We start from the raw sequence: 22,617 nt of genomic DNA, 5'->3' as shown, positions 1-22,617 counted from the left end.
TCGCGGGCCGTTTAGAGGGCTCGCTCGGTGGCAGATCGGACAGTGTCCGTGTTGCGTCTCGGGATGATTTAGCGATGGCGTGCTGACTCCCGTGCCGGTTTGGTGCTGACTGCCTGGTCCTGCATGAAGCTGAGACCTGGAAACATGAGGATGAGAACGGAATGGTGGGCCTGTGCATGGTGCGGCGCCCGCGAGCGATCACCGTCTGCGCGGTTGCGTGGCGCGACACCCCGGCCGCGCGTGCCGGAGTCGGCGACAGCTCAGGCGCCCTGACCGTGAGCTGCTTTCCGTGAGTGTGCTTGTTGATGGGGGCCGGATTCGGCGGACTGGCCGAGAGCCTGGGAAGCCGATTGGTAGGAGGATGGCGGGAAGGGAGCGTCGGGCCTGGACCGGGACGTCGCTCTTTGGGCTGAGGCTGTGGATGGGTGTGATCCCTGTGCGCCCTCGTGGTGGTGGGCGACTTGGCTAATCTGCACGCGTGACCACCGACTTGACCCTCCTGCCGCGTGTCGCCCATCGCGGACAGGAGATCACCGCGCCCCGGCTCCGCGGCCTCCTCGCGCTGCTCGCCGGCGACTTACGCACGGGCTGCAGCACCGAGCGCCTTGTGGCGGGGCTGTGGCCGGACGAGTTGCCGGAGCGGCCGGCGAAGGCGGTGCAGGTCCTGGTGTCCAGGGCGCGGGCGCAGTTGGGCGCGGACGTCATCGCCGGCACACCGACCGGATACCGGCTCACCTTCGCCGAGGACCAGGTCGACAGCTCCGCCCTGCTGCTGCACGCCGCCGCGAGCGCGGACCGGGCCAGGGCCGGGGACCACGCGGGATCGCTGGCCGAGGCCGAGGCCGGGCTCGCGCTGTGGGAGGGCACCCCTGACGAGGCGTACGACACCGACGACCCTGTGGCCGCGCTGCGCGCCGAGCGCGCTCCCGTCCGCGGCGCTCTCGTTCGCGCGCGGGCGCTCGCGCTCGCCCGCCTCGGACGGCGCGCGGAGGCGGCCGGGCCGCTGGCCGTGGCCGCCTCGGAGCATCCGCGCGACGAGGAGGTGCTCGTCGAGCTGCTGCGGGTCGAGGCGGCGACGGCGGGCCCGTCCGCCGCGCTGACGCGGTACGAGGCGTACCGCCGTGAGCTCCGCGACGAGCTCGGCACGGATCCGGGCGCCACGCTCAAGGCCGTACAGCGGGAGCTGCTGCGCGGCGAGGCACCTGTGGTCCGGCACGGTGTGCCGCACGAGCCGAACCCGCTTCTCGGGCGGGACGAGGACATCGCGGCGGTGCGGCGGCTGCTGAGCGCCTCCCGCGCCGTCACCGTCGTCGGTCCCGGTGGCCTCGGCAAGACCCGGCTCGCGCACGCTGTCAGCCGCCGGGCCGAGCAGCGCGTGGTGTACTTCGTGCCGCTCGCCGGCGTCACGGCGGACGAGGACGTGGCCGCGGAGGTGGCCTCCGCGCTCGGCGCGGGCGAGGGGCGGGCCGGCGCCCTGAGCGGCCACGCCTCGGCCGACCCGGTGTCCGGCATCCTCGGCGTGCTCGGCTCCGGGCCCGCTCTGCTGGTCCTCGACAACTGCGAGCAGGTCATCCGGGGCGCCGCCGACCTCGTACAGGCCCTGGTCTCGTCCTGCAAGGACCTGCGGGTGCTCGCCACCAGCCGGGCCCCGCTGGGCCTCACCTCGGAGGCGGTGTACGCGCTTCCGGAGCTCGGTCTCGGCACCTCGGTCGAACTGTTCACCCAACGGGCCCGGGCCGCCCGTCCCGGAGTGGAACTGCCACCGGACGCGGTGGCCGGGCTCTGCCGCCAGCTCGACGGACTGCCGCTCGCCGTCGAGCTGGCCGCGGCCCGGGTGCGGGTCCTTTCGGTGCCGGAGATCGCCCGCCGCCTCGGCGACCGGTTCGCGCTGCTGCGTGGCGGGGCGCGGGACGTGCCGGAGCGCCACCGCACGCTGCACGCGGTCGTGGACTGGAGCTGGAACCTGCTCGACGAGGACGCCAGGGCGGCGCTGCGCACACTGTCCGTCTTTCCCGGCGGCTTCTCCGCCGAGACGGCGGAGCAGGTGCTGGGCGAGGACGCGCTGTTCCTGCTGGAGCAGTTGGCCGACCAGTCGCTGCTCACCGTCGCCGACACCCCGGCCGGCGTGCGGTTCCGGATGCTGGAGACCGTACGGGAGTTCAGCGCGTCACGGCGCGCGGAGGCGGGCGAGGACGAGGAGGCCATCGGCCGGTTCCTCGCCTGGGCGCGGGACTTCGGGGTCGCGTACCACGACTGGATCTTCGGCTCGGAACCTTCCCCGAGCTCTCGGCTCCGCTCGGGCAGGGAAGGTCCCCTTGCCGCCCGGGAGCGGGTCAGGGCCGAGCAGGACAACCTCGTGCCGGCCCTGCGGCACGCCCTGGCCCGTACGGACGGCCCCACCACCGCCGCCCTCACCGCCGTCCTCGCCGCCCTGTGGTCCACCGGCTCCGACTACCCCCGCCTCACCGCCCTCGCCGCGGACACCGGCCCACCGCTGTCGCGCTACCGCCCCGAGCCCGAATACGTCGAAGTCGCCCGCGCCGCCGCGGTGTTGTGCACGGCGAGCCTGTTCATGGGCTACGGCCCGCACGTCGTACGCCAGCTCGTCACCCTCCGGCGCCTGCCCCCGGCCCCGCCGGACACGCTGCTGCGGGCCGTCGCGGCAGTGCTGAGCGCCGTTCCCGAGATGCTGCCTCCCGACTACGAAGTGCTGCGCAAGCTCTGCGACAGCGAGCAGCCGCTGCTCGCCGGCGTCGCCGAGTGCGTCGCCACCTACGTCTGGGAGTACGAGCACGACATCGACCGCGCGCTCGCCTCGGCGCGCCGGATCATCACCGCACTGGCACCGGTGGACAACCCGTTCCTGCGGGTCATGGGCTATGCCCGGCTGGGCGAGCTGTGCTTGAAGACGGAGCAGGGCGAGGCCGCGTACGGGTACCTCAGGGCGGTGCTCGAGGCGCTGCCGCGGCTCGGCGGCGAGCACGACTTCATCGGCGTCCGCTGGGGCCTCGCCCTCGCCTGCCTGCAGCGCGGCGACCCCGATGAGGCCGAGTACTGGCTGCGGCAGGCGGAGGGCGACAACACCCGGCAGGACGACGACTTCTCCGACCTCGGCGGCCGTGCCGAGATCGCGCTCGCCCGCGGACTGACCGAGGTCGGACTCGGCTTGTGGCGCAGCGCCGCGGAGCAGGTGGCCGAGTTCGGCTCGATGCACAGCGGCGACCCCTTCCTCGACCGGTGGGCCCTGCAGATCCAGTCGGTGGCGGTGACGGCGCATGCGCACGCCGGCCGCCTGGAGCTGGTCGCGGAGCCGGTCCACCGGCTGCGGCTGGGGCTGCGGACCCTGCTTTCCGGTCCGTCCGGCTCACCCATGGATCTCCATCTGTTCGGGACGGTGCTCCACGCGCTCGGCATGGCGGGGCTCGCCTCCGGCGACGCCCGTGCCGTGCGGATGATCGCGCTGGCAGAACGGCTGCGGGTGCTGCGCGAGTTCCAGCCGACGATGTCGGCGGACCGCGCCCGGAGGGCGGCCGAGGAGGCCGACAGGACGGCGTACGCCGACGCCGTGTCGGAGTACGCCGCCCTGGGGCGGGACGAGCTGCGGGAGGCGGCCCGCGCTGTCATGGCGGTTACTTCGGGTCGCGGTTGAACAACGCCGTCGACCAGCGGTAGCCGAGTGCGGTCAGGCCGACGCACCAGGCGATCGCGATCCATCCGTTGTTGCCGATCTCGGTGCCGAGCAGCAGGCCGCGCAGGGTCTCGATGGCGGGTGTGAACGGCTGGTACTCGGCGATCGGCTGGAACCAGCCCGGGATCGCGTCGATGGGGACGAAGGCGCTGGAGATGAGCGGGAGGAGGATCAGCGGCGTTGCCATGTTGCCGGCCGCCTCGGGGTTCGGGCTGGCCATGCCCATCCCGACCGCGATCCAGGTGAGCGCCAGGGTGAACAGCGCGACCAGTCCGAAGGCCGCCAGCCACTCCAGGGCCGTGGCGTCCGTGGACCGGAAGCCGATGGCCACGGCGATGGCACCGACGAGGACCAGGCTGGCGAGCACCTGCAGCACGCTGCCGACGACGTGCCCGACGAGCACGGACCCGCGGTAGACCGCCATCGTGCGGAAGCGGGCGATGAGGCCCTCGGTCATGTCCATGGAGACGGAGATCGCGGCCCCGATCACGGTGGAGCCGATGGTCATCATCAACAGACCCGGGACGAGATAGGCGATGTAATCGGAGCGGTCCGCGCCGCCGCCCCCGATGCCCGCGCTCATCACGCCTCCGAAGACGTAGACGAAGAGCAGCAGCAGCATGATCGGCGTGAGCAGCAGGTTCAGGGTCATGGACGGGTAGCGCAGCGCGTGCAGCAGGTTGCGGCGCAGCATCGTGTTCGAGTCGCGGACGGCGAGGGAGAGGGCACTCATCGGACGGTCTCCTTGGACTGGTCGGGGATGCCGGCGCCGCCGGTCAGGGCGAAGAACACGTCGTCGAGATCGGGGGTGTGCACGGTCAGCTCATCCGCCTCGACGCCGGCCGAGTCCAGCCAGTCGAGGATGGAACGCAGCTCGCGCTGACTGCCGTCGCTGGGGATCTGCAGCGCCAGAGCCTCGTCGTCCCTGGTGGCCTCGCGCAGGGCGACGGCGGCGGACTGGTACGCGGCCGGGTCAGTGAAGCGCAGCCGGACATGTCCGCCCGGGATGAGCCGCTTCAGCTCCTCGGCGGTGCCCTGGGCGGCGATCCTGCCGTCGTTGAGCACCGCGATGCGGTCGGCGAGTTCGTCGGCCTCCTCCAGATACTGGGTGGTGAGGAAGACGGTCACCCCGTCGGAGACGAGCTCGCGGATGATCTGCCACATGTTGTGGCGGCTGCGCGGGTCGAGGCCGGTGGTCGGCTCGTCGAGGAAGATGATCCGCGGGTTGCCGACCAGGGTCATGGCGAGGTCGAGGCGGCGCTTCATGCCGCCGGAGTAGGTGGAGACGGGCTTCTTCGCGGCCTCCACCAAGTCGAAGCGCTCAAGGAGTTCGGCGGCGGTACGGCGGCCCTCGCTGCGGGAGAGGTGGTGCAGGTCCGCCATGAGGAGCATGTTCTCCTCGCCGGTGATCAGCCCGTCCACGGCGGAGAACTGCCCCGTGACGCCGATCGCGGCCCGCACGGCCTGCGGGGCGGCGGCCAGGTCGTGGCCGCCGACGTGCAGGCTGCCGGCGTCGGCCGTGATGAGAGTGGAGAGGATCTTGACGGCGGTGGTCTTGCCGGCGCCGTTCGGTCCGAGCAGGGAGAACACGGTGCCGGCGGGCACAGCGAGATCGATACCGTCGAGCACCGTCTTGTCCCCGTAGGCCTTGCGCAGCCCCTTGGCCGCGATGGCGAGTGAGGGCGATGTCGTTGTCGTCATGCCGCAGAGGTTGCGGCAGGGCGCATTCAGCGCGGTTTCAGGGTGCTTTCAACGCCCTGAAACCGGGGGCTGCCTCGGGTAACTGTGGCGCGTCGGCCCTAAGCTGTGTCTGACCTGTGCGGACGGGACGAGCAGTGGCGCAGGGCTACCGGTAGGCGGGCTCACCGTGTGCCGGGGCGGGTGAGCCTTTCCGCCTTTCCGCTCCCGCGATCGCCCTAGCGGAAGCATGAGGAGCACGCTGCTCAATCGAGGTGCGTCGCAACTCGTTTGTCCGAGACGGCCCGTGCTGTCGGTTCCCACCGTGAGCGACGAACACTGGGCAGTAGCCAGGATCCATCCACTTCCGCAGGTCGGGAGATTCGGCTCCGAGTGGCGTGGAGGGGCCACCACGGCATGTCCCTTGTATGGGTGCGGCCTTGAGGGCTGAGCGGGGTGTGGGTGGAGACATTCACTGGGTTGCGGGCTGATCAGTTTGGGGCGGCTGCCGAGAGCGGTCCGGGAACGTGGTGGCGAAGGCTGCGGGTGGAGTCGACCGTGGCGGCTTCCGCTGGCCGAACGGGTGCTCCTCACGGCGATCAATCGCTACGAGACGCTCGCGGGCGTCTTCGTAGTCGTAACAGGCCGGAGCCCGGGTACCTGGCGCGGCCGTACACCGGCTCCGTGTGCCGCGGGGGCTGGGCCCGGCCGTCGGGCGTCCGGCAGTTCGTCGAGATCGGCGAGGCGATCAACGCCGCCCTCCAGCGCGCGGACGACACCGGTGCCGATCCGGACACCCCAGTTCAGGGATGGCATTGGACTCCAAGATCCGGGAGGACCGGAGGCCGCAGGGCCCAGGAAGCCGGTCCAGGAGGGGGAGGCATACTGCCGGCTTGTGAATCAAGGGATGGGCTGCTCCGAGGCCGGGTCCCGGACGTCGGAGAGCTGAGACCGTGGCGCGGCCAGGGACTTATTGGCTAATTGGACCCCGGGTGGTCGGGAAGGTCGGGTATCACCGCTGTTGTCAGTGTTGGTCCCCACACGGATGACCACCTGAATGCCGGAGCTGTCTGGCCCCGGAGGCTCGTCGAGGGGGACGGCCCTCGAAGGAGCTCTCACTAGAGTGCGATCCATGGAATCCCGTTGGCTCTCCCCCGAGGAGCAGCGCGCCTGGCGCGCCTACCGCGACCTCAGCCTCGTGCTGGAGGACGCTCTCGACCAGCAACTGCGGCACAAGTCCGACCTCAGTCACCTGTGCTACTCGGTGATGGTGTTCCTCTCGGAGGCCCCCGAGCGACGGCTGCGCATGACGGACCTCGCCGAACAGCTGAAGATCGCCCGGACACGGCTCTCCTACACGGTCAGCCGTATGGAGGAGCGCGGCTGGGTGCGCCGTGAGGGCGCGCCGGGAGACGGACGGGCTCAGCTCGCCGTATTGACGGACGAGGGGCTGACCGCCCTCGAGCAGGCCGCACCGAGTCACGTCGCCGCTCCGTCATCTGTCGGGGCGTGCGGGGGAAAAGTATCTGCCGACGCAGACAATATATCTGTAGGTACAGATATTGCAACAGCAGCTTCTTCCGCTCGGGGCTTTCTGTCATCCTCGTGGGGTGAACGAGCACCTGCTGAACGACGACGACGTGACGCTCTACGGCCTGTTCGTGGAGGCGTTCGCTCGCCTCAAGCCCCTCGTACACCGCGATCTGGGAGTCCCGGAAACCTGGTTCGAGGTGCTGCTGCGACTGGGCCGCACGCCGGGGCACCGGCTGCGCATGACGGACCTGGCGGAGGCCGTGTCCTTCAGCTCGGGCGGCTTCACCCGGCTCGCCGACCGCATGGCGAAGGAGGGGCTGATCCGCCGCGACCCCGACCCCGCCGACCGACGAGCCGCACTCGCCGCGCTGACCGACAAGGGCGCCGAGGCGCTCGACCGCGCCCTGACCGCCCACGTCCGCCATCTCCGTAGCCACGTCACCGGAACGCTCTCATCCGAGGACCGCCGCCACCTGGAGCGCATCCTGCGCACGCTCCGCGATGCGAACGAGTGAGTTCCGCGCGGGCGAACGGTGGCGTCGGGCGCGGCGGCAACTCCCTGCTGGCGCTCCTCGTCGGAGTGCTGACAGATCGGCGCGGCTCACTCGGTGGAGGGGAGGCGGGAAGGATCAGTCCGGGTGCGCTCATCCGTTCCGGCTCGGTGAGGCGGACACGGATACGCAGGTTGTCGAGGCAGTGGCCGTGGTCCTCGCCTGATGCGCGGGCGATCATCGCCATCGGGATCGGGTGAGCCGTTCGACTTGGTGCCGTGCCGGACGGCGAGCAGTATCAGCACGTGGAGGACCACAGCTGAGGCGGACATCGCCGGCCTTCCTCGCCGTGCTGCAGGAGCGGCAACCGGCGCTCGCCGACATCCCCGGGCCGATCCGCAGTGATCAACTGCCGCACTCACGGCCGGTGGAACACCTCGTCGATGGCCCGGGACCGGCCCTCGGCCTGGAGGATCGCGGCGGTACGGTTTCCCTCCGCGCAGCTGGCGCAGCAGCGCGGAGAATCTGGACGGCCGATGGCGGCACCCCCGAGGCCAACAGCATCGAGGTCCTCCTGACGCACTACGCCACGTGCCACGACCAGCCGCCGGAGTCGGCCGACCGGCGCCGGGGCCGAGATGGGGACGACTTCGGAGCAACCGCGGTCGGCCGTACATCTCCGCGCTGTTCCCCGGTCAGGGCTGTGGGGCGCTGCCCATCTCCGCGGTGAAGACCACGGGGTCGCTGTCGAATCCGCGGACCATCTCGTGAAACTTCCAGGCTCCCGAGGTATTCCGGGTGAACTCTGCGACTGTCGCCGCGGTGGATCCGGAGACCTGCGCGAAGTCGTCTTTCAGTAGCTCCTTGTACCCCTCGACCACCAGGACTCCGGCGTTGGATATGTCACCGAAGATTTTGGGGCCGGTGTTCTGGTGGATCGCCACGCCCACGACGACCCGTGCGAAGGAGGACGCGAGGCGATCGAGCTCCAGGGTCATCACCTCGACGTAGCCGAAGCCCTGACCGGTCTGGCTGTGCCGGCTCATGTTGATGGTGCCGTCCGGTGAGCGGCTGTCGAAGTGGACGACGTACACAGGCGGCCCGTAGGGGGCGTCCGCCGAGTAGGTCGTGGCGATGATGTCGAGATGGTGAGGTGGCTGGTTCCAGGGACTCGGGTCCCACTTGATCCGTACCTCGGCCTTCCCCACTCCCTGGCTTTCGCTGCTCACCGGGTTGCTGCCTCTCCTATGTCAAGCCACACGGGATGGTCTCCCGCATGGTCAAGTATGGCCCTCAGCCAACCTGTTGAAGCCTTGCACGGCCTGGCTCTTTCACCAGGCCGCCTCGGTGACACGCGCAGCGCAGGCAGCCTGTCGCTGACGCGGTCGAGCGGTGGTGCTCGCTCAGGGCGGGGTCGCTTTCAGATGCCCGGTTCAGGAGCTGGGCCTGCTCATATGCTGTGGACAGTAGAAGCTCCGGCTCGCCAGTCAGCCTGCGAGACCACGCATCCTCCGCCCTTCGGCCCTCCGCGCCCCGGCAGACCGGAACGGCTGGGCCGTCCCCATGGCCACCGACATCGCCTTCGCGCTCGAGCACCTGGTCCGCCCGGTCTCCGCCGGGAGTGGCCGTCCCTCCTGTTCGCGCTGTTCTCGGCCGGCGTCAGCGTCTCCGGCGACACGCTCGGGACTGTGGTCAGTGAACCCGAGCCGCTGGGCGTGGCACTCGGCCTGGCCGCCGGCAAGGTTCTGGGCGTCTTCGGCGGCTCCTATCTCGCCGTCCGCTGCACCCGGGCCCGCCTCAACCCGGTCCTCGCCTGGGCCGACGTGTTCGCCGTGGCCATGCTGGCCGGCATCGGCTTCGCCGTCTCCCTGCTGATCGGACGGTGGGAACAGCCCAGCGCACCGCAACGGTCGCTGCCCCGCTAGGCGTCAGTGGTTCGCCCCCATCTGTGACTGCCGGCCGAGGAGTTCGGCCAGTCCCTGGCGCGTCGCGGCGAGTACCACGCGGTCTTCGGGCCGAAGGACATAGCCGGGGTGCAGGTCCCATACGAGTCCGCCGGGACGGTCGGCGCCGTGGTGCGCCGGTGTGGCGGCGAGGTCGGGCAGCCGCTCGCCCGGTTCTGCCGTGTCCAGCGCCAGAACGCGCCACTTCCCGGGGTGGAACGACTCGGCGATGGTGCGCCCCGCCAACTGCGGGTGCCCGGCGACATCGAGGGCGGCGAAGAGCAGCACGCGGCGTTCGACGGGAATGGCCCCGAGGACCTGGCGGCCCATCATGGCCCCGGCGAAGGCGGGGGCCGCGAGGGTGGAGACGCTGCGGCTGCGGGTGAGGGCGCGCGGGTGGGCGGTGCGCAGGGTTCGGTAGACGGCGGTGGCGAAGGCGTCGTCGTACAGCCGCAGGGCCACCCGCAGGTCCGGTTTGACGGAGCGTGCGTACAGGGCGGCTTCCAGGTTCGTCGTGTCGTGGCTGGTGAGGGCCAGCAGGGCGTGTGCGCGGTCGATCTTGGCGGCCTCCAGCACACCCTCCTGCGTGGCGTCCCCGAGGACGGTGGGGACGCGCAGGCGGCGGGCGAGCGGGATGCCCCGCGCTTCCGGGTCCTCTTCGACGCACACCACGGGGATGTCGAGTTCTCGGAGCCGGGCCAGAACCCGGGTGCCGACCTTGCCGAGGCCGAGCAGGACGACGTGGCCGGACAGGCCGCGGGGTGGCCGGCGCAGCGCGGAGGCGGTGCGGAACGTGCCGAGCGCCTCCAGGGCGGCCGCGAGCAGGACGGGCATGAGCAGCAGGCCGGCCAGTCCGGCGAGGAGTTGGAGCACCTGACGTGCGGTGGGCCCGTCGAGCGCCGGGTCGCCGATCGCGAAGAGGTCGAGCAGGGTGAGGTAGGCGGCGTGCAGCGGGTGGTCGCCGGTGGTCAGCCAGGTCGCGACGGCCACGCCCAGGACACAGCCCACCAGCCCGGCCAGTGACCAGCGCAGCCGGCGCGAGAACAGGGAGCCGAGCGGCAGTCCGCGCCCCGCCAGCCGTCGCGGTGCGGAACCGGAAGCCGTATGCGTGACAGTTTCGAGGACCACCATGCCGCGCCCGGTGGCGCCCGCGACCGTGTCGTCGTCCGGGAGCAGAATCGGCGCCTCCCGGCCGCTGGCATCCGAACCTTCCGCTCCGGCGGGGTCGTTGGTGGTCGACGACAGCACGGCGAGGGTGCACAGACCGGGATCGGCGACCCGGCCATGGCCGGGCGGAGTGCGTTCCACGGCGCGCAGCAGCAATCCGTCTGCCTGGACGACCTTGCTGGTGCCCGCCACGGCGGTGGCCGCGAGCGCGGGCGCCGCGGTGTCGGCGTCCGACAGGACGGTGGTGGACGTGTCCAGGGCCTCGGGGTCCAGGCCGGGGACGGCGAGGGCGGCAGCCTGGTCGAGAAGTTCCTCCAGGTGCTGGCCGAGCTTGCGGTTGTAGAGCCGGATGACCAGGCGCAGCCGGGGGTTGAGGCGGCGGGCGGCCAGTGCGGCGTGGATGTTGGTCTCGTCGTCGTCATACACGAGCGCCAGCGCGGCGGCCTCACGCACGCCCACCTCGGCCAGGGCGGTTTCGTCGAGTACGGCGGCCTCGACGACGCGAGCCGTGCCGGTGGCGACGGAGCCGGTCGAGTCCTCCGTACGGTTCATGGCGGCCTGTATCCGGCCGAGCAACGCGGCGGCGCGCGCCCTTCCGCCGGTGGCTCCGGGCCGACGCGAGGGCGGTACGACCAGAGTGACCCGCTCCCGGTACACCGAGGCGAGCTCGGCGGCCAGCCGCTCGGCGAGCGCGTCGTCACCGCATACGATCATGTGTCCCGGACGCGGCACGCCGCGCGCGGGCTGAGGGAACGTGATCATGCTGTACGGCACCCCCGGATCAGGCGGTGGAGAAGCCGCGCAGGGGCGTCTGCCACTCCAAGGACCACTCTGAAGACCGTCATGAGCACCACGTCGGGACCCCCGTTCGGCGAAGCTTCTCCGCCTTCTTCCGTCAAGATCGCCGACCAGGCTTCCCGGCACACCGCTGGGAACGGTACAGGTTCCTGACGCCGTGTCACAGAGCGGCGGCAGTGTCTGGAACCGCCGACCGTCCGACTGTGCGAGGTGCGGCATCAAAGCCGCGTAAAGATTGCCGGAAGCAGGCAATGTCTGGCCCGGTGTCCGCGTGTGACGATGCGTGCACCAGCGGGGGAGGGCAAGGAGAGGCGGTGTGCGCGGATGGCCTGGTTTCTGGGGCTCGGCATTGCGGGGGTCGTCCTCCTTGCCCTGTCGTTCGTCCTTGACGGCGTACTCGAAGGACTGCTCGACGGGATTTCCGTCGTGGACGGCCTGCTCGACGGGCTGCTGTCGCTGCCGGTGATCGCCGGGTTCCTGTCCATGTTCGGTTTCTCGGGCGCGATCGTCCTGGGAAGCTCCGGGTTGGGCCCGGTGGGGGCAACGGTGGTCGGGGTGCCGGCCGGTGTCCTCACCGGCTGGTTCGCCTACCGCCTCAGCCGGGCTCTTATGCGTGACTCCTCCGGCGCCGTTCCGCGTGACGACGACCTGATCGGCGCGTCCGGCTCGGTCGTGACCGCGATCCCCGCCGACGGCTACGGCGAGGTGCTCGTGCACCGGGCCGGACAGCCGGTGAAGCTCTCGGCGAAGAGCCCGGTTCCGGTGGCCCGGGGAGCCGAGGTCTGGGTCGAACAGGCGCTGTCACAGTCGGCGGTGTCCGTACGCCCGGTCGAACGCTGACCCGGCGCAGCCGTCCACTCCTTCCGGCACGCCTGCGGGCGTGCCGGTCTCATCCACACAACCCTTACCGAATGCCGTCCTCAGGGAGGGCTGAGGGGACAACACCATGAGTTCAGTTGCCATCGCGGTGGGAGGAGTCGTCGTACTCCTCGTGCTGATCGCGCTGGTCGTCGTCAGCCGGTACAAGGTGGCCGGTCCGAGCGAGGCGTTCATCGTCACCGGGCGGCGCGGCAAGAGGGCCACCGACCCGGAGACCGGCCGGGTCTTCACCGACAACAGCGGCCAGAAGGTCGTGGTCGGCGGCGGCGTGTTCGTCGTGCCGTTCGTCCAGCAGAAGTTCACCCTCGACCTGTCCTCGCGGCACATCCCCGTGGCGGTGCGCGGCGCGGTCACCCTGCGGGGGGTGAAGGCCAACCTGGAGGGCGTCGCCATCGTCAAGGTCGGCGGCACCGAGGACGCCATCCGCGCCGCCGCCCAGCGGTTCCTGATGCAGCAGGAGGGCATCGTCGGCTTCACCCAGGAGGTCCTCTCCGGCGCGCTGCGCGCCATCGTCGGCCGGATGTCGGTGGAGGACATCATCCGGGACCGGGCCGCGTTCGCCGGGCAGGTGGCGGAGGAGGCGGAGGCGAGCCTGTCGGGGCAGGGACTGGTGCTCGACGCCTTCCAGATCCAGGACATCACCACCGAGGGCTCCTACCTGGAGGACCTGGGCCGTCCGGAGGCCGCCCGTGCCAAGCAGGAGGCCGACATCGCCGAGGCCGTCGCCCGCCGTGCCGCCGAGCAGGCGCGGCTGAAGGCCGAGGAGGAGATCGCGGTCGCCCAGCGGACCTTCTACCTGAAGCAGGCCGAGATCAAGGCCGAGACCGACGAGGCCGCCGCCCGTGCGGCCGCCGCCGGTCCACTGGCCGAGGCGGCGCGGGAGCAGGAGATTCTCGCCGAGCAGGAGAAGGTGGCCGAGCGGCAGGCCGCGCTGACCGACCGTCAGCTCGACACCCAGGTCCGCAAGCCCGCCGACGCCCAGCGGTACGCCGCCGAGCAGGAAGCCGAGGCCAAGCGCGTGGCCCGCGTGAAGCAGGCCGAGGCGGAGCGGCTGGCCGCCATCGCCGCAGCGCAGGCCGAGGCCGAGCGGTCCCGGCTCACGGGTGAGGGCGAGAAGCAGCGGCGCAGCGCGCTGGCCGAGGCGCAGGCGATCGAGGGGCTCAAGCAGGGCGAGGCCGAGCGGTCCCGGCGTGCGGCGATCGCCGAGGCGGTGCGGCTGGAGGGCGAGGCCGACGCGGCGGCGATCGGCGCGAAGGGCGCGGCCGAGGCCGAGGCGATGCGGAAGAAGGCCGACGCCTTCGCCCAGTACGGCGATGCGGCCGTGCTGCAGATGCTCGTCGAGGTGCTGCCGCAGGTCGTCGCGAAGGCGTCCGAGCCGCTGAGCGCCGTGGACAAGATGACGGTCATCTCCACCGACGGTGCGAGCCAGCTGTCCCGCACCGTCGCCGACAACGTGGCCCAGGGCGTCGAACTCCTCAGCTCCACCACGGGAGTCGACCTCGCCGAGTTGCTGAAGGGCCTCACCCAGCGCAACGGCGGCGTCCAGCCCGCGGGCACGTCCGCTGCCGAGGCCAACGGAAAGATCCAGATCGGCTGAGGGCAGGCAGCCGGCACAAGGGCCCGCGCGGCATCGAGCCGCCGGGCCCCCGGCCCTGGGGACCATTGCGGCAGACGGCGCTGCCGGACCTCAAGCCAGTCCTGGCAGCCGGTCTCTCACCGGCTGCCAGCTCCTCGCGCGGTTCCGCCGAAGCCCTCCCGAGCACGCCCGGCGCGACACCTCCGAGCCAAGGGACGCAGTGAGGAGACGGTGCCCGTATGCCTGACACACACCCCGGCACGCGCATGACGACCGCTCTCGCCCTTCCCGCGACCACGCGCGCAGTCGCCGACCACCGTCGGCGAGCCTGGCGCCGGCTCGGTACCGGGATCACGGCCGTCGCCATCGGGCTCGCCGTCGGACCGGGCGCGGACGAGGCCGGCATCGGCTGGCTCCGCGCACTGGCCGTGTTCTGTGTCGGATGCGGTCCCGTCGTCGCCGCCGTCGGGGTGGCCGCGCTCGTCAACTCCCGCCGTATCCGGCGTGCCGTGGCCGCCCATGCGTGGATGGCCTGCAGTGCGGTCGCCATCCCGCCGGGCCAGGGGCCGGCACGGGTGGTGCTGCGCCATCAGGCGGAAGGAACTCTGGTCCCACTGTCCGTACGCACCGTGGCAACGCGGTACCACCCGGCCAACCCCGACCCCCGAGGCAGGAGCGTGTGAACCTCGATGACCAGCGGGAGCGCGACTGCTTCGCTGCCCTGACGGGCCGGGGTCAGCCACGACGCGCGGGCGGCACACGGTGAGGCCCGAAGCGGGCGCGTCCGAAGGTCTGTCACTCTGGTCCGCTGTGCGTGGGAAAACACCGGCGGAACATCACCATCGAGGAGGACGCGTGACGCGGTCAGCCATACCCGACGAGTACCTGGAGGGCTATGCCGGGATCCTGTCCGACGTCTGTGCCACGGGCCGCCGCCTGACCCGGAACGAGCTGGAGTCCCTGCGCGCCCGGGGAGAACGTGCCGCGGAAGCGGGTCTGGGACTGCGTCTTCTGGTCCGTCGGCATCTGTCCGCGGCCCGCGAGCTCTCGCCCGCCCTGTCGCCCGCAGGGGCCGACCGTGTTCTCGCCGCCGTGGAGCAGGCGGTGGACGCCTTCGCCGAAGGATACGAACGGTCCCAGAAACTTGCCGTGAGGCAGGAAGAGGCCGCGCGGCGGGAGTTCATCGACGACCTGCTCTACGGCCGCAGCGACCTGGGCCGCCTGGCCGAGCGCGCCGAACGCTTCGGCCTGCTCCTCTCCCGCGCCCACGCGGTCGCCGTCGCCCAAGGCGCCACGCCGGTCGACGACACCCACCCGGCGACCCGGCAGGTGGAGAGCGCCCTGGTCGCCCGCTTCGGCGAGCGACGCATACTGCTCACCACCAAGGACGGCCGCCTGGTCTGCGTCGCTCCCGGCGACCAGGACGACGTGCTCGCGTTCTTCGCCAAGCAGGCGCACGCGGCCACCGGCGGAGGCCGGGTCGCCCTCGGCCGCGCCCATCCCGGCGCTGGCGGGGTCGTCCACTCCTACGAGGAGGCCCTCAACGCCCTCGACCTGGCGGACCGCCTGGAACTGGAGGAGCCCGTCCTGCGCTCCGCCGACCTGCTCGTCTACCCGGTCCTCACCCGCGACCGGCAGGCCATGGCCGACCTCGTACGCAGTGCCCTGGGCCCGCTCCAGGCCGCACGCGGCGGTGCCCAGCCCCTCCTCGACACCCTCACCGCGTACTTCGACTCCGGGTGCATCGCGGCCGAGGCGGCACGCCGCCTGCGCCTGAGCGTGCGCGCACTGACGTACCGCCTGGAACGCATCCACAAGCTCACCGACACCAACCCGGCCGACCCCGTCCACCGCTACACCCTGCAGACCGCCGTCATCGGCGCCCGGCTGCTCGGCTGGCCCGGCAACGAGATCTGACCTGGGCGCCCCTTCCTCCGCCCGGCCTGACCACCCCGCTGAACAGGGTCCGCCCCTGGCCGTCGCTGGACGTGGTGGTCTTGATGGTGTTCTGCTTCTTCTTGCCCGATATGAACGCTTTGCGGCCGGGACGGCCTGCGCGCGGGCGGCGGACCCCGGCGCTGCCACCCTGCCGGCGCGGTCAATTCCCCGCCTGGTCGTCACTGGGGAGCACGACGTCTTCCTCCCTCCGCGGCGGCTCGGCCCGGCAGTGCGCGCCACACTCGGCGCTGAGCTCGGTGTGGTCTCCGAGGCCGGACACCTCGTGGTCGAAGAGCGCCCCGAATACCTGTCCACCTTGCTGGAGATTCCGGGCCGGCCCGCCTCCGATGCTCCCGGGGGGGAGCTGGCCTCCGAGTGCCGTGCCTGGCGGCCATCCAGGACCCGGGCCCACACACAACGGGGCACTCCCATCGCTTCCCAAGTCGTAGGACGTAGCTCACGCGGAGACAGGTGGAAGGCGCGGCCGGTACGGAGCATGTCAGCGCCCCCGCCCTGGTCTGACGCCGGTGAAGACGGCCGGGGCCGCCGGAATGACCACGAGCGCGGCCCCGGACAGCCCGCGCTCACCCCCGGCCGGCACACCGTACGCCAGACCGCAGATGACCCAGCACACCGTCAGGACCATCGCCGACCATCTGCCCTGGAGCCCCGGAGGCCCGCACCCGCGTCACCGTCCGTAGCCTGCTCACGGGCCACGAGATGGCACCGACCTGCGGCGCAGACCAGCACCACGGCCATGCCCACAGTGGCCCGGTCGCCGCACTTCGCGTGCCAGCCCCCGCGTCTGCGGCGTGATCCAAACGACAGGCCCTACGTCCCAAGGGGCGTCGCCCCGGTCATGACGGAGGGACTGTGGGCTGGTCAGCGGCAGTCGGCCCACTTGTTGGAGAGGACCTTCAGTAATGGGATGCCGCGCGGGAGGTGAGGCGGGCAGCGTCCGCCTTCCGGGCGCGGTGGCCGGCGGCCCGGCCGCGCCCCGGAAGCGGAATCAGAGACGGACCCGCCTCCGGGGGCCTCACGGCCTCGGACGGCCCCCGGATCCGTGCCGTCAGGAGATGCGGATGTCCGACCAGTTCGTGGTCTTGCCGACCTGGGACCGGCTGTCGAAACCGCCCTTGCCGTTGCCCCGGTTCAGCCAGGCTCGGCCGTCCTTGTCGAGTGAGATCAGGTCGGCCCGGCCGTCGCCGGACAGGTCGAGTCCGCCGACCACGTCCTTGTAGGAGGTGCCCCAGTCTTTGAAGACCAGCGACCGCGGCTTGAAGGTGCCGGCGCCGGTCCCGTTGAACCGCCACAGCTCGTTCGAGGCGTCGACGGCCAGTAGGTCGTTCTTGCCGTCGCCGTCGAGGTCTCCCGCGGCGATCAGCCTCTTGTAGCCGCCGAAGCCGGACCCGGCGAGCGCTCGGGCCTTGAAGCCGCCCGCGCCGTTGTTCGCGTACACGTACAGCTTCCCGGTCGAGGCGGACCTGGTCACCAGGTCGGCCCTGCCGTCGCCTGTCATGTCGCCGGGCGAGAGGACGGCGTTGTACGCGCTCCAGTCCGAGGAGACCTTCGTGGAGAGCGACTGCTGGTCGGGCAGCCCGCCGCCGCAGATCGTCGGGTGGACTCGGGCCTCGCCCTTCGGGGAGCGGACGAAGACGTCGTTGCAGCGGTCGCCGTCGAGGTCGCCGAAGGGCAGTACGAGCGTGCCCGTCGGCCAGCCGCTCGCGCGCTGTCCCGCGGTCAGCTTCGTCGCGTCACCCGCGTACACCTTGAGCCCGGCGCTGCCCCGGCCGAACAGGTCGGCCTTGCCGTCGTCCGTGTGGTCACGCCACTTGGGCAGCGCGCGGCCGGTGGTGGTGGCCTGGTACACGCCGTCCAGGACGGTGCTGTTCGTCTCGCTCCGCAGGTACTCGTCCCACAGCACGACGGGTCGGCCGAGCGCGTCGGCGGCCACCTGCGGCGCCCCGGTGAACTGGGCGCTCTTCGCGCTCAGCCGCCGCGGGGTGGACCAGGTGCCGCCCTTGAAGACGGCGGCCATCGTGTACTCCTCGTACGAGTAGCCCTCCCGCCACGTCACCGTGACCGTGCCGCCCGAGGTGGCGGCCGCGGCGACATGACGCACCTTCTGGTGGGTGGAGAAGCGCTGCGAGTACGGCAGCCAGAGGCCGGTGGCCGCCGAACGCACCGCGTACCAGGGGGTGGTGGGCCCACCGGCCACGAAGAGGTCGCCGTTGGGCAGGTAGACGGGCGCCGTCATCCTGTACGTGCTGCCATGGCTGTCGGCGGACTGCGGGGTGCTCCACTGCGTGGCGCCGGCGGGCCGGCGGGAGTGCATGAGGTCCGGGAGGTCGTCGTAGAAGACGTCGAAGCCGCCCTGCGGATCGGCGAACACCTTCGGGCGCGCGAGATCCTTGTCCGGGACCGGGAAGCCCTGGACCGCGGTCCAGGCGGACGCGCCGGGGGCCTTCTCCAGGGCGACGACGGCCTTGCTCGCCTGCCACTGCCACACCAGCAGGGCGGTGCCGTCCTCGGCGACCGCGATGTCCATGTTGGCGATGTCGCGGCTGCCGGACGGCGGCTGCTCGTTGAGGTCGGCCGGAGCGGTCCACGCGGCCTGCGGGCCGGTCTTCTCGGCGGCCTTCACGACACCGGAGACCGACCACACGGCGACCAACCGGCCGTCGGGGGCCGCCGCCAGGTGGTGGTTGCCCTTCTCGGGGACCGCGGCGACGTATTCGGGCTCGGAGAAGGCGGTCGCGCCGGGGGTGAGGGTGGCGACCTTCAGCCAGTGGTTGCCGTGGTCGTCGGCGCGCTTGGCCCGCCAGGCCAGGCGCACCGAGCCGTCGCCTAGCGAGAACAACTCGGTGCTGTATCCGCCGCCGTCCGGCCAGGCCTGCGGGGCGAGCCAGCGGGTGCTGCCGGCGGGCCGGATCCGGGTGGAACGCCCGTCGCCGGTGAGGGAGACGAGGGCGCCGTCCCCTGCCGACACCAGGGCGTTCAGCCCGCCCGAGGCGGTACCGGGGTGGGGGGCCGGGGCGTGGAGGGCGCGGGTGCCCCACGAGCCCGGCGCACGCGTCTCGACGGTGGCCACAGCGGTGTCGGCGGCCGTGGCGGTGGCCGTGGCGGCGGTAGCCGGGGCGGTGCGAGTGGCCGTGGCGGTGGTGTGGGCGGCGGCCGGGTCGGCGGCCGCCAGAGCGAAGACGGGAGTGAGCGCGATGCCGAGCACCGCGCGGGACTGCGAAGTCATGGGAATGCCCCCCCGGGCAGGACGAATCGGTTGGCACGGATTCGCCGAACTGTTCGAACAAGTCGGACGCAGCGTATATCAACCAAGATCGTCCCGGGTGGGGGAATTCCCTCCCCGTACCCGGAGGGGTTCGGCCGGCGTGCCTGGTGCCGCCGTGAAGTTCGACGCCCCGGCGCGGCTCGCGGTGCGTCTCCGCGCCCTTGGCCGGGCGTACTCCTCGGGCAACGGCTCTCAGTGAGCCCGGCCCGTCTCAGCCGGGGCCCCCATCCCTCGGGGGGCGGGACTGCTGTGGCGGCTATGTATCGTCGGGCTGGGGAACCCACCGATGAGGATGCGTACTTGCCTTGTGTCCTCGTGCGGGCAGCGACACGGTCCACACCCCTCGGCTCGTGGACTGCCCCAAGCGGATGTGTTGGCCCGCCCAGTGCTACGGCGAGGTGGGCAGGTGCGGGGAGCGGAGCACGAGCAGGGTGATCTCGCTGGGGGCGAAGACGCGGAACGGCGGGCCCCAGAAGCCGGTGCCGCGGCTGGTGTAGAGGAGGGTGCGGCTGCCGTGGTGGCTGAGGCCGGCGAGGGCGGGCTGGTCGATGCGGACCAGGTGGTGGAAGGGCCAGATCTGGCCGCCGTGGGTGTGGCCGGAGAGTTGGAGGTCGATGCCACCGGCTGCCGCACGGTCGACGAACTTGGGCTGGTGTGCCAAGAGCAGGACGGGTAGGTCGGGGTCGGCGCCGTTCAAGGCACCGGCGAGGTGGGCGCGGTGGCCTGCCAGGCCGGAGGACTCGGCGGTGACGTCATCCACGCCGGCGACCACGAGGGTGTCGCCTCCGCGTTCGAGCAGCAGATGGCGGTTGCGCAGCGGCTCCCAGCCCAGCTCGCCCATCAGGTCGACCCAGCCCTGGGCCTCGCTGTAGTACTCGTGGTTGCCGGTGACGTATACACGGGCCCGGGTGGCCCGCACGGTACCGAGTGGGACGGCCTGGGCGCGGCGGCGTTCGGCCGTGCCGTCCGCGATGTCGCCGGTGTGGCAGACCAGGTCGGCTTCCAGAGTGTTCACCGTCTCGCATACCCGCGCCGACCAGCGAGTGCGATCGAGCGGGCCGTAGTGGGTGTCGGTGATGAGGACGACGCGGATGCCGTCCAACCCGGCACCCAGCCGTGTGAGTTGCACGTCGAGTCGGCGCACGCGCGGCACGCGGCGGGCTTCGGCGTACCCCCAGGCGAGTAGTACGGCGGTTATGGCGAGGACGGCCCAAGTGACGATTCGGGCCCGGTCCTGGCTCTCGCCGACGCCGGCCACGGTCAGGGCGAGCCGCAATGGGACGCCGAGCAGAATGGACCAGGTGAACAGAACCCAGCTGGTGCCCAGCAGGGTGTCACCGACGATCGCCGCCCGGTCCTGCTGGCGCCGGCCGTGGCCGCGCACCATCGCGAGCGGCACCCCGACGAGGCCGAGGGCGAACAGGGCGGTGCCGGCCGACGTGACGGGCAGCGGCCAGTGCTGGCCGGTGTGCAGGAGCACCCAGCAGGGCACGGCCCACAGCAGGACGGGGGCGATCAGGGGGATGTAGCGCATCAGGCGGTGCAGTCGGCTCTGCCGCGGAGCTCGCGCTTCGCTGTCGGCGGGGCGGGTGCTGCTGGTGTCGGTCACGCTTCCCCTCCCTGACCAGGCTGCCGTCTCGCGCACTGTATCCGGTCGCCCTCGGGCCGGCCGGACCGGCGTTCATGGGCCACCGGACGCGCCTGGCGAGCTGGGTCGCCTTCCACGACGTCATCATGCAGCCGTCGGGAAACCGCATCGCCCGTGGGGTGGTCCGCGTCGCGTGACCCGGGCGGGCTCGGCCTTCCGCCGAGCCCGCCACGCCGGCTGCATACCGGAGCCGGACTCGTGTCACGCCGTCAGCGCCGCAGTGTCAGCAGCCCCGGCCGGTAGGGCCAGTGGCCGTACTCGCCGCCGGAGTTGGGGCTGCGTCCCTGGTAGAGGAACTGCAGGTTGCAGGGATCGACGGTGAAGGTCTGATCGGCGCTGGTGCGGATCAGTTCGCCATGGCTGATGTCGTTGGTCCAGGTGGCGCCACTGTTGGCCTTGCCGGCGAAGGGATTGCTCTCGGTCGCGGCCTGGGGTGTCCATGAGCCGTTCAGACTGGTGGCCGTGAACGAGCGGAAGTAGCGGCCCTGCGAGCCCCTCGCCTCGACGATCATGAGGTAGCGGTTCTGGCCCTGGAGCTTGTAGACCTGCGGGGCTTCGAACAGGTTGTCCGCCGTATCGCTCATGATCGTTGTGTAGGTTGAGCCGAAACTGCTCGGGAAGTTCCCGATCGGCATGTTGGCCCGGTAGATCTTGCCGTTGTCACCGGCGAAGAACAGGTACATGTTCTGGCCGTCAGCGATGAGCGTCTGGTCGATGGGGCCGGTGCCGGAGCCGCTGATGCTTCCGGAGAAGAGCACCTTCTGTGCTGACCAGCCATTGGGGTTGGTGGGGTCGCTCGACGTCCGGTAGGAGAAGGCGCTCCCACCGCCCCACTGGTAGGCGAGCACCCAGATGTTCTTCGGCGCGAAGTAGAAGAGCGTGGGCGCGACGGTGGAAGCCGACATCGTGTTCTGGCCGGCCGAGGCCATCTCCGGCCAGTTGGTGAACAGGCCGAAGTTCATCGAACCCCAGCCCGCTCCCGTTCCCGCGGCGCCGTGCGTCGTCGCATAGACGAGATGCTTGCCGTTGTAGGGGGCGACGGTGAAGTCCTTGAGCGAGGCCCACCCGGCCTTGGGCTGCGCCAGCGCGCCCGTAGACGTCCAGCGGTAGGTCGACGGGAGATTGCACGAGCCGGGGGGGTTGCCGCCGTCGACCTTGACGAGCCGCCACTGCTGGTTGGTGCCGCCCCAGTCGTCGTACTGGACGATGTTCGCGCTGTCGGCGGTGGAGGCGCCTTGCACTTCGAGAGCCTTGTTGCTGTGGCGCGAGATGAGCCTCACGTAGCCGTCCGAGCTGTCGGCCAGCCGCCACTGCTGGTTGGTGGCGTTCAGGTCGGTCCACTGGACGATCGAGCCGCCGTTCGAGGTGGACCAGTTGTGGACGTCCAGCACCTTGCCCGAGTGGCGGGACTTGATGCGGTAGTAGCCGCCCCCGGAATCGACGAACTGCCACTGCTGTTGGGCCTGGTCGTTCCTGGACCACTGAGTGATGCGGGCGCCGTCGGCGGTCGCCATGTTGTAGACATCCAGGGCCTTGCCGCTGTTGCGGTTGACCAGCACATACGAGGCGTTGGGGTCTACGGTCGCCGCGCCGGCGGGCTGGGCACCGAGGAAGGTAGCCACGAGCAGCAAGGGCGCAAGGACGGCGAGTAAGCGTCTTGGACGGACCGGGGACGGGTGGCGAAACCACATCAGAGGGCCTCCTTTGGGGAGCGGGGGTGAGGTGACCCCGATGAACCGCGGAGCGGACGTGCCGGAGGGAGGGACTATCTCGAAACTTTCGAAGAATTCCCGGATGCTTTGACGCCACAAGCTAGGAATGTGGGGCCCTCTGGTCAAGGCCTGTCGCCGATCTGTCCACAAACAGCGCCTCCCCTTCGGGCTTGTTGACAGGCTGTCGCGCCGACATGAAACACCCTGGAGTTTGCGCTACAGCTCGCCAGTCCAAGGCGTCGGCGTGGAGGAGGGAAGTCGAGCAAGCGGCGTCCGCACAC

The 22,617-nt window shown here is 71.2% G+C and carries 13 protein-coding genes and 4 pseudogenes; 9 read left to right on the top strand and 8 right to left on the bottom strand.

Annotated features, from left to right (window positions below; genetic code table 11):
* Positions 1 to 478 precede the first annotated feature (478 nt).
* Complete coding sequence (locus tag ACIBNA_RS13775) at positions 479 to 3,649, top strand: ATP-binding protein (protein WP_399165407.1); 3,171 nt, start codon at positions 479 to 481, stop codon at positions 3,647 to 3,649.
* Here ACIBNA_RS13775 and ACIBNA_RS13770 read toward each other — a convergent pair.
* Both ACIBNA_RS13770 and ACIBNA_RS13765 read right to left on the bottom strand, forming a co-directional pair.
* The gene (locus ACIBNA_RS13770) at positions 3,630 to 4,421 is read right to left on the bottom strand and encodes an ABC transporter permease (RefSeq protein WP_399165406.1); all 792 of its coding nucleotides are present in this window, start codon (positions 4,419 to 4,421) and stop codon (positions 3,630 to 3,632) included. The two genes, ACIBNA_RS13775 and ACIBNA_RS13770, sit on opposite strands and share 20 nt — an antisense overlap.
* The gene (locus ACIBNA_RS13765; RefSeq protein ID WP_399165405.1) at positions 4,418 to 5,389 is read right to left on the bottom strand and encodes an ATP-binding cassette domain-containing protein; all 972 of its coding nucleotides are present in this window, start codon (positions 5,387 to 5,389) and stop codon (positions 4,418 to 4,420) included. The genes ACIBNA_RS13770 and ACIBNA_RS13765 overlap by 4 nt, the downstream gene beginning before the upstream one ends.
* Before the next feature lie 404 nt (positions 5,390 to 5,793).
* On the opposite strand from ACIBNA_RS13765, the pseudogene ACIBNA_RS13760 reads away from it, so the two are divergent.
* The 3 genes and pseudogenes from ACIBNA_RS13760 to ACIBNA_RS13750 all read left to right on the top strand — a co-directional run.
* Positions 5,794 to 5,966, top strand: a pseudogene (locus ACIBNA_RS13760) (IS5/IS1182 family transposase); the annotation flags it as partial.
* Positions 5,967 to 6,422: 456 nt separating this feature from the next.
* Positions 6,423 to 6,803, top strand: a pseudogene (locus ACIBNA_RS13755) (MarR family winged helix-turn-helix transcriptional regulator); the annotation flags it as partial.
* Between the two features lie 172 nt (positions 6,804 to 6,975).
* Entirely contained in the window at positions 6,976 to 7,413 is a 438-nt protein-coding gene (locus tag ACIBNA_RS13750; protein WP_399165404.1) for a MarR family winged helix-turn-helix transcriptional regulator, read from the top strand.
* A 671-nt stretch (positions 7,414 to 8,084) separates the two neighbouring features.
* Here ACIBNA_RS13750 and ACIBNA_RS13745 read toward each other — a convergent pair.
* Positions 8,085 to 8,618 carry a TerD family protein gene (locus tag ACIBNA_RS13745; RefSeq protein ID WP_399165403.1) on the bottom strand — a complete coding sequence of 178 codons (534 nt, stop codon included), beginning with the start codon at positions 8,616 to 8,618 and terminating at the stop codon, positions 8,085 to 8,087.
* 358 nt (positions 8,619 to 8,976) lie between these two features.
* On the opposite strand from ACIBNA_RS13745, the pseudogene ACIBNA_RS13740 reads away from it, so the two are divergent.
* Positions 8,977 to 9,269 (top strand): annotated as a pseudogene (locus ACIBNA_RS13740) (Na+/H+ antiporter NhaA); the annotation flags it as partial.
* Between the two features lie 48 nt (positions 9,270 to 9,317).
* Here ACIBNA_RS13740 and ACIBNA_RS13735 read toward each other — a convergent pair.
* Positions 9,318 to 11,261, bottom strand: a complete 1,944-nt coding sequence (locus ACIBNA_RS13735; protein WP_399165402.1) for an NAD-binding protein — start codon at positions 11,259 to 11,261, stop codon at positions 9,318 to 9,320.
* Between the two features lie 360 nt (positions 11,262 to 11,621).
* On the opposite strand from ACIBNA_RS13735, the gene ACIBNA_RS13730 reads away from it, so the two are divergent.
* The 4 genes from ACIBNA_RS13730 to ACIBNA_RS13715 all read left to right on the top strand — a co-directional run bounded on the left by ACIBNA_RS13730 (position 11,622) and on the right by ACIBNA_RS13715 (position 15,669).
* Positions 11,622 to 12,137, top strand: coding sequence for a hypothetical protein (locus ACIBNA_RS13730; protein ID WP_399165401.1), 516 nt, complete (start codon positions 11,622 to 11,624; stop codon positions 12,135 to 12,137).
* A gap of 106 nt (positions 12,138 to 12,243) precedes the next feature.
* Complete coding sequence (locus ACIBNA_RS13725; protein ID WP_399165400.1) at positions 12,244 to 13,773, top strand: SPFH domain-containing protein; 1,530 nt, start codon at positions 12,244 to 12,246, stop codon at positions 13,771 to 13,773.
* A 218-nt stretch (positions 13,774 to 13,991) separates the two neighbouring features.
* Entirely contained in the window at positions 13,992 to 14,435 is a 444-nt protein-coding gene (locus ACIBNA_RS13720; RefSeq protein WP_399165399.1) for a hypothetical protein, read from the top strand.
* Positions 14,436 to 14,607: 172 nt separating this feature from the next.
* A complete protein-coding gene (locus tag ACIBNA_RS13715) occupies positions 14,608 to 15,669 on the top strand; it encodes a PucR family transcriptional regulator (protein ID WP_399165398.1) in 1,062 nt (353 codons plus the stop codon).
* A 19-nt stretch (positions 15,670 to 15,688) separates the two neighbouring features.
* On the opposite strand, the pseudogene ACIBNA_RS13710 reads toward ACIBNA_RS13715, so the two are convergent.
* The 4 genes and pseudogenes from ACIBNA_RS13710 to ACIBNA_RS13695 all read right to left on the bottom strand — a co-directional run.
* Positions 15,689 to 15,823, bottom strand: a pseudogene (locus ACIBNA_RS13710) (IS5/IS1182 family transposase); the annotation flags it as partial.
* Between the two features lie 936 nt (positions 15,824 to 16,759).
* Positions 16,760 to 18,937, bottom strand: coding sequence for an FG-GAP repeat domain-containing protein (locus ACIBNA_RS13705; protein ID WP_399165397.1), 2,178 nt, complete (start codon positions 18,935 to 18,937; stop codon positions 16,760 to 16,762).
* A gap of 427 nt (positions 18,938 to 19,364) precedes the next feature.
* On the bottom strand, positions 19,365 to 20,585 hold the full coding sequence (locus ACIBNA_RS13700; RefSeq protein ID WP_399165396.1) for a metallophosphoesterase: 1,221 nt from the start codon (positions 20,583 to 20,585) through the stop codon (positions 19,365 to 19,367).
* Positions 20,586 to 20,833: 248 nt separating this feature from the next.
* Complete coding sequence (locus tag ACIBNA_RS13695) at positions 20,834 to 22,315, bottom strand: non-reducing end alpha-L-arabinofuranosidase family hydrolase (protein ID WP_399165395.1); 1,482 nt, start codon at positions 22,313 to 22,315, stop codon at positions 20,834 to 20,836.
* Between the last annotated feature and the right edge of the window lie 302 nt (positions 22,316 to 22,617).

The organism is Streptomyces sp. NPDC050164 (assembly GCF_044459945.1).
GTDB classification, from domain to species: Bacteria; Actinomycetota; Actinomycetes; order Streptomycetales; family Streptomycetaceae; genus Streptomyces; species Streptomyces coeruleorubidus_A.
Note: the sequence above shows the minus strand (reverse complement) of the source record. Positions and strands in the feature narration are given on the sequence as shown.

Excerpts from the sequence above, each read along its gene's own strand:
- ACIBNA_RS13725 (WP_399165400.1), top strand. The coding sequence starts at position 12,244 with ATGAGTTCAGTTGCCATCGCGGTGGGAGGAGTCGTCGTACTCCTCGTG.
- ACIBNA_RS13705 (WP_399165397.1), bottom strand. The coding sequence starts at position 18,937 with ATGACTTCGCAGTCCCGCGCGGTGCTCGGCATCGCGCTCACTCCCGTC.
- ACIBNA_RS13765 (WP_399165405.1), bottom strand. The coding sequence starts at position 5,389 with ATGACGACAACGACATCGCCCTCACTCGCCATCGCGGCCAAGGGGCTG.
- ACIBNA_RS13720 (WP_399165399.1), top strand. The coding sequence starts at position 13,992 with ATGCCTGACACACACCCCGGCACGCGCATGACGACCGCTCTCGCCCTT.
- ACIBNA_RS13735 (WP_399165402.1), bottom strand. The coding sequence starts at position 11,261 with ATGATCACGTTCCCTCAGCCCGCGCGCGGCGTGCCGCGTCCGGGACAC.
- ACIBNA_RS13730 (WP_399165401.1), top strand. The coding sequence starts at position 11,622 with ATGGCCTGGTTTCTGGGGCTCGGCATTGCGGGGGTCGTCCTCCTTGCC.
- ACIBNA_RS13770 (WP_399165406.1), bottom strand. The coding sequence starts at position 4,421 with ATGAGTGCCCTCTCCCTCGCCGTCCGCGACTCGAACACGATGCTGCGC.
- ACIBNA_RS13695 (WP_399165395.1), bottom strand. The coding sequence starts at position 22,315 with ATGTGGTTTCGCCACCCGTCCCCGGTCCGTCCAAGACGCTTACTCGCC.